This is a genomic window from Desulfocurvus sp. DL1XJH-121 (genome assembly GCF_054819825.1).
Map to the genome: position 1 here is coordinate 1 of NZ_JBTVWW010000048.1, position 5,602 is coordinate 5,602.

Here is a 5,602-nt window from a genome sequence, read left to right on the forward strand (position 1 = left end):
AGCGGCTGTGATGGAAATCAGCGAAGCGGAGCCGGGCTCGTGCGACGGGGCGGCATCACCTGTGCCGCGACACGAGGTGAGCAATCATTGAAGGACCGCACCACCGCGACGCCGCAGCGCCATTTGAGACGGTTCAACGGTATCCCCAAGGACAATTTCTACCTGTTCCTGAAGGAGTGCGAATGGCGCTTCAATGGCGGAGACCACAAGAGACTACTCAACCAACTGAAACAATGGACTAAAAAACGGCTGTAGAAGCTCTTAGCTAGGACAGCCCCATCAGAAAAGCGAAGCCCCCCGTACCCGCATGGGGCGCGACCGCGTCACCTCCCCCATCATTCCCGACAAACCAACGCCCTACCCGCGAGGGAACGCTGTGGGAGGGCGGGAGGGCACCGTTGGTTTTGCACCACGACTCCCCTCCCCCAAAAACAAAAAAAGCCCCCGCTCACAGCGAGGGCTTTCCAAACCATTTTCCCGAACCACCTAATCCAACCACACGATATCCGCCGGCTTACGCCGGGGAATCCGCCCATACCGGTACCTGGGCCTGCCCAGCATCACCGCCGCATAGACCTGATGCGTGTCCGCCACGCCCATGGCCTTGCGCAGGGGCCGGTAGTACTTGGCCGCGTCCATCAGGAACCCGGCCCAGCACGCGCCCAGTCCCCGGGCGTGGGCGGCCAGCTCCAGATATGCCGTGGCCACGGAGGCGTTCTCGCAGGGATTGAGGCTGTCCGTGGGCGCGGTGGCCACGGCCACGTGGGGCGCTCCGCGCAGAATCTTGTCGCGCCCGTTTTCCCAATGGCGTACGATACCCGGAAAAAGCTTCTCCCGGGCCATGAATTCCACGGTCAGCCCGGCCAGGCGGCGGGTGGCCACGGGGGTGCGGGTCACGGACCAGGTGATGGCCTGGTTGTTGTGCGCGCTGGGGGCCTGGGCCGCCACGCGGAACAGCCAGGCCAGTTCGTCGGGGGGCAGGGGCTCGTCCTTGTAGTTGCGCACGCTGCGACGCGAACGCATGAACTGGGCGGCCTGCTCGTCGCTGACGCGCAGATCGCGCTGAACCACGGGGCAATCCTCGGGGGCGATGCCCGCGGTCACGGGCAGTTCGGGCAGGGTCAGCGCGCCCACCGGGCACACGGCCACGCAATGGCCGCAGCCGATGCAGAGCTTTTTGGCGGCCGGGCGCAGCTTGGGAAAGCCGTCCTTGCCCTCGACCACCACCTCGAAGGGACATTCGGCGACACAGGTGCCGCATTGCTTGCAGAGATCGGTATTACAGAACATGGGGCACGGATAAGCCCGTGCGCGCGCCTTGGCAAGCCCTGGGGGAATTTTCACGAGACCTGGACGCGCGCGGGCCCGGCCCGCTGGCTATTCCCTGTGCTCCACCCACTTGTTGATGCCCTCGAGGTACATGAAGCTCTCCGAGGCGGTCACCGCGCCCAGGTCGCTGAGGGCGTCCACCAGGAAGCTGCGCAGGGCCTTGCGCGAGGACACCGAGACCTCCACGATGAGGTCGTAGCGGCCCGTGACGTTCATCACGTTCTGCACCCCCGGCAGGGCCGCGATCTGGCGCATGAGCTTGCGGTCGCAGCGCTGCGTGAGGGTCAGGCAGACCATACAGGTCAAGGTGTTCTCGAAAAACAACGGATTCACGGACGCGGAAATGCGCAGGTAGCCCAGGCGTATCATTCGCTCGGTCCGCAGGCGCACAGTTCCGTCGGAAACGCCAAGCTTGCGGGCGATACTCTTGTAGGATTCGCGCCCGTTGACCTGCAGTTCCTGGATAATACCACGATCGATTTCATCAAGAACAAGCTTCTTGTCGTCCATACCCCCTCCCCCGCCGCACCCACCGATGCAGGCCATTATTTGCGATTGTCATGAGAGAATAGGAAATGAAACACAATCCGTCAATTTTATTATCTATAATACGGACAACGCGAATTATTCAGGCTAAAATTTCGCGTTACGTAAAATCATGAACTTTAAAATTCTTGACAGATAATTTGGTGGCATAATATTTCGCCTTTAAGATCAACACCAACCAGGGGGAACCCATGCGCAATGCGATGCTCGCCCGCCTGGCCCGGGAGACCGAGGCCCTGCGCGAGGCGGGGCTGTTCAAGGACGAACGGGTCATCACCTCGCCGCAGCAGGCGGCCATATCCGTGCGCGGCGGGGCCGAGGTGCTGAATTTCTGCGCCAACAACTACCTCGGCCTGGCCAACCACCCGCGCCTGATCCAGACGGCCAAGGCCGCCCTGGACCGCCACGGGTTCGGCATGTCCAGCGTGCGCTTCATCTGCGGCACCCAGGACGTGCACAAGGAGCTGGAGGCCCGGCTCAGCGAATTCCTGGGCACCGAGGACACCATCCTCTACGGCTCCTGCTTCGACGCCAACGGCGGCCTGTTCGAGGCCATCCTGGGCCCGGAGGACGCGGTCATCAGCGACGCCTTGAACCACGCCTCCATCATCGACGGGGTGCGCCTGTGCAAGGCCCGGCGGCTGCGCTACGCCAACAACGACATGGCCGAGCTGGAGGCCCGCCTCAAGGAGTCCGCCGGCTGCCGCCACCGGCTCATCGTCACGGACGGGGTCTTTTCCATGGACGGGGTCATCGCGGACCTGGCGGCCATCTGCGACCTGGCGGACAAATACGACGCCCTGGTCATGGTGGACGACTCCCACGCCGTGGGCTTCATGGGCGGGAACGGCCGGGGCAGCCACGAATACCGGGGCGTCATGGACCGGGTGGACATCATCACCGGCACCCTGGGCAAGGCCCTGGGCGGGGCCTCGGGCGGCTACACCTCGGGCCGCAGGGAGATCGTGGCCTGGCTCAGGCAGCGCTCGCGGCCGTACCTGTTTTCCAACACCCTGGCCCCGGCCATCGCGGCGGCGTCCATCGCGGCCCTGGACCTGGTGGCCGAACACCCGGAGTTGCGCGCGCGCCTGGCGGACAACAGCCGCCGCTTCCGCAAGGGCATGAGCGCGGCGGGCTTCGACCTGGTGCCCGGCGAGCACCCCATCATCCCGGTAATGCTGGGGGACGCGGTGCTGGCCCAGAAGATGGCCGAGGGCCTGCTGGCCGAGGGCGTGTACGTCATCGGCTTCAGCTATCCGGTGGTGCCCGAGGGCCAGGCCCGAATCCGCACCCAGATGTCCGCCGGGCACGAGCCCGAACACGTGGACCGGGCCGTGGCCGCCTTCATCAAGGTGGGCCGCGAACTGGGCGTCATCAACTAAGCGCACGGGAGTGGGACATGGAGAGCATGCGCGCCCTGGTCAAGGCCAAGGCCGAGCCGGGCATCTGGATGCAGGAGGTGCCCGTGCCGGGCATCGGGCCCAACGACGTGCTGGTGGAGATCGCCAAGACCGCCATCTGCGGCACGGACATCCACATCTACAACTGGGACGAATGGTCCCGAGCCACCATCCCCGTGCCCATGGTCACGGGCCACGAGTTCGCGGGCCGCGTCCTGGGCCTGGGCAGCGAGGTGCGGGGCCTGGCCCTGGGCGACCGGGTCTCGGCCGAGGGCCACATCACCTGCGGCCACTGCCGCAACTGCCGCGCCGGGCGGCGGCATTTGTGCCGCAACACCCTGGGCGTGGGCGTGAACAGGCCGGGCTGCTTCGCCCAGTATCTGAGCGTCCCGGCGGTGAACGTCTTCAAGCTCCCGGACTCCATCGACGACGACCACGGGGCCATCCTGGACCCCCTGGGCAACGCCGTGCACACGGCCCTGTCCTTCGACATGGTGGGCGAGGACGTACTCATCACCGGCGCGGGGCCCATCGGCATCATGGCCGTGGCGGTCTGCCGCTTCGTGGGCGCGCGCCACGTGGTCATCACCGACGTGAACCCCCACCGCCTGGACATGGCGCGCGCCATGGGCGCGACGCGGGCCGTGAACGTGGCCGAGGAAAAGCTGGAGGCCGTCATGGCCGACCTGGGCATGACCGAGGGCTTCGACGTGGGCCTGGAGATGAGCGGCAACCCCTCGGCCTTCGCCCAGATGATCGCCAACATGAACCACGGCGGCAAGGTGGCAGTGCTGGGCATCATGCCCGGGCAGACCTCCGTGGACTGGAACGCCGTGGTCTTCAAGGGCCTGCACTTGAAGGGCATCTACGGCCGCGAGATGTTCGAGACCTGGTACAAGATGGCGGCCATGCTCCAGAGCGGCCTGAACGTGGCCCCGGCCATCACCCACCGCTTCAAAATCGAGGACTACCAGGAGGCCTTCGAGGTCATGCGCTCGGGACGCTCGGGCAAGGTGATCCTGGACTGGACGTAAGAGCCAAAGGTCCAATGAAAATCACGGTCCCCGACGGCCCCGCAGGCCGCCGGGGACCTTTCTTTCCGGGACGGGAGGGAAACCGAAATATTGTGTAACCACTTAGAATAGAAGAATATACCACAGAAGAGCCAGCCCAAGACAGCCTTCGGGCGGTGGCCCCGGCCGAAAAACGGTGCGACCCAGCGGCACTGGCGTTTCCCGGCGAGCGGGGATAGGGATCGACCCAGGAATCACGGAGACCACACGGCTCCGGTTGGCACACTCTCCCCATACAGCAAGGCTATCCCATGTCCGTCCTGGTAATGACCGTCGTCCTCTGCGCCGCGCTCCTGCATGCAACCTGGAACTTCTTCGTCAAGAACACCGCAGACAAGCACGTCAGCATGACGGCCGTGGTCCTGGGGCACACCCCCTTCGCCGTGGCCGCGCTCTGCGTCTCCCCCCTGCCGGACATCCGGTCCCTGCCTTACATCGTGGCCGGGGCCGCGCTGCACGTCGGCTACCAGATCTTCCTGCTCAATTCCTACCGCCTGGGCGACCTGAGCCAGGTCTACCCCCTGGCGCGCGGCTCGGCGCCCCTCATCGTGGCGGGCGTGTCCACGGTCCTGCTGGGCGTGCACCTCTCCACCCCGGAGATCGCCGCCGTGGTCGTCATCGGCGTGGGCATCATGAGCCTGGCCCTGGTCCGGCGCAGCGATGGGCTGCGCAACGGGCGGGCCACGGTCCTGTCCCTGGGCACCGGGATGTTCATCGCCTCCTACTCCCTGGTGGACGGCATGGGCGCGCGGGAAGCCGGGACGGCCCTGGGGTTCTACGGCTGCCTGGCCGTCCTCGACTCCGTGTTCCTGGCCGCGCTGATGCGCGTCCTGCACCCCGGGATCGTGACGCGGGTGCTGCGCCATGAATGGAGCATGGCCCTGCGCGGAGGCGGCGCGTCCTTCACGGCCTACGCCCTGGTCACCTGGGCCTTCACCATGGCGCCCATCTCCCTGGTGGCCGCCCTGCGCGAGACGAGCATCATCTTCGCGCTGGTGCTGGGGGTGTTCGTGCTCAAGGAGCGGTTGGATATCATGAAGGTGTTTGCGACGGCTTGCACTTTGCTGGGGGTGGGGTTGTTGCGGCTGAATAGATAGTTTCCTGTTTTTGCGAAAGGCATCAGCTGGTTCAAAAGCTGGTGCTTTTGAACCAGCTGCCAAAGGGGCCGGGGGGCAAGCCCCCCAGGCCCCTTGTATGTTGTCCCTGACCAAACGATAACGGTGAAATGGCAGAGGAGGCCGGGGGGAAGGAGGC

Annotated in this window: 5 protein-coding genes and 1 pseudogene; 4 read left to right on the top strand and 2 right to left on the bottom strand. The window is 65.4% G+C overall.

Translation table 11 applies throughout. The features are described from left to right. Positions 1 to 255, top strand: a pseudogene (locus ACYYG1_RS17170) (hypothetical protein); the annotation flags it as partial. Positions 256 to 486: 231 nt separating this feature from the next. Here the strand turns inward: ACYYG1_RS17170 and ACYYG1_RS17175 are convergent. After that, positions 487 to 1,290 (bottom strand): nitroreductase family protein, encoded by an 804-nt coding sequence (locus ACYYG1_RS17175; RefSeq protein WP_461211561.1) that lies wholly within the window; start codon positions 1,288 to 1,290, stop codon positions 487 to 489. 87 nt (positions 1,291 to 1,377) lie between these two features. After that, entirely contained in the window at positions 1,378 to 1,839 is a 462-nt protein-coding gene (locus ACYYG1_RS17180) for an Lrp/AsnC family transcriptional regulator (protein WP_461211562.1), read from the bottom strand. 227 nt (positions 1,840 to 2,066) lie between these two features. Between ACYYG1_RS17180 and kbl the strand changes: the two genes are divergently transcribed. From kbl to ACYYG1_RS17195, 3 genes are all read left to right on the top strand, one after another. Then, complete coding sequence (gene kbl, locus ACYYG1_RS17185; RefSeq protein ID WP_461211563.1) at positions 2,067 to 3,257, top strand: glycine C-acetyltransferase; 1,191 nt, start codon at positions 2,067 to 2,069, stop codon at positions 3,255 to 3,257. A 17-nt stretch (positions 3,258 to 3,274) separates the two neighbouring features. Beyond that, positions 3,275 to 4,309 (top strand): L-threonine 3-dehydrogenase, encoded by a 1,035-nt coding sequence (tdh, locus tag ACYYG1_RS17190; protein WP_461211564.1) that lies wholly within the window; start codon positions 3,275 to 3,277, stop codon positions 4,307 to 4,309. Positions 4,310 to 4,599: 290 nt separating this feature from the next. Next, complete coding sequence (locus tag ACYYG1_RS17195) at positions 4,600 to 5,445, top strand: DMT family transporter (protein ID WP_461211565.1); 846 nt, start codon at positions 4,600 to 4,602, stop codon at positions 5,443 to 5,445. Positions 5,446 to 5,602: the final 157 nt, after the last annotated feature.

What these genes read in the sequence shown, in the direction of transcription:
- ACYYG1_RS17175 (WP_461211561.1), bottom strand. Translation starts at nt 1,290, where the DNA reads ATGTTCTGTAATACCGATCTCTGCAAGCAATGCGGCACCTGTGTCGCC.
- ACYYG1_RS17180 (WP_461211562.1), bottom strand. Translation starts at nt 1,839, where the DNA reads ATGGACGACAAGAAGCTTGTTCTTGATGAAATCGATCGTGGTATTATC.
- kbl (WP_461211563.1), top strand. Translation starts at nt 2,067, where the DNA reads ATGCGCAATGCGATGCTCGCCCGCCTGGCCCGGGAGACCGAGGCCCTG.
- tdh (WP_461211564.1), top strand. Translation starts at nt 3,275, where the DNA reads ATGGAGAGCATGCGCGCCCTGGTCAAGGCCAAGGCCGAGCCGGGCATC.
- ACYYG1_RS17195 (WP_461211565.1), top strand. Translation starts at nt 4,600, where the DNA reads ATGTCCGTCCTGGTAATGACCGTCGTCCTCTGCGCCGCGCTCCTGCAT.